The sequence below is a fragment of the Desertibacillus haloalkaliphilus genome (assembly GCF_019039105.1).
Classification (GTDB): domain Bacteria; phylum Bacillota; class Bacilli; order Bacillales; family KJ1-10-99; genus Desertibacillus; species Desertibacillus haloalkaliphilus.
In genome coordinates this window covers 1-533 of sequence record NZ_JAHPIV010000073.1, presented here as the reverse complement: position 1 = coordinate 533, position 533 = coordinate 1, and the positions used below count along the sequence as shown (strand labels likewise).

Sequence of the window (533 nt, the reverse complement as noted above, 5' to 3'; positions counted from 1 at the left end):
CTAAAAGAAGCAGCCGTGAGGGATTATTTATCGGGGAAACACTCTCAATATGAGATTGTTCGAAAATATGGAATCTCAAGTAGAAGTGTCCTCCAAAAGTGGATTAACAAGTATAATAGTCATAGAGATTTAAAGGATACGTCGAAAGGAAGGACGAGCTCTATGACTAAGGGAAGAAAAACGACCTGGGAAGAACGAATTCAAATTGTACTTGATTGCTTGGGGAACGGAAAAGGTTATCAAGAAGCAGCTAATACTTATAATGTTTCTTATCAACAAGTCTATCAATGGGTTAAGAAATATGAGGATGGTGGAGAGGAAGCTCTAAAAGATAAACGTGGTAAAAAGAAAGAAGAAGCTGAACTAACTTCAGAACAGAAATTTGAACTTCAAATGAAAAAGTTAGAAAGAGAAAATGAACGGTTACGTGCGGAGAATTTATTCTTAAAAAAGTTAGAGGAGATCGAAAGGAGGCGAAAATAAGCCAGATACGATCTGAGGATAAGTATGTCGCTATTCAAGAGCTTCACCAG

1 protein-coding gene is annotated in these 533 nt (G+C 37.0%); it reads left to right on the top strand.

Annotation, left to right across the window (positions count from 1 at the left end):
• The coding region (locus KH400_RS20905; protein ID WP_217227938.1) for a helix-turn-helix domain-containing protein at positions 1 to 483 on the top strand (483 nt) is incomplete at its 5' end.
• Positions 484 to 533 lie beyond the last annotated feature (50 nt).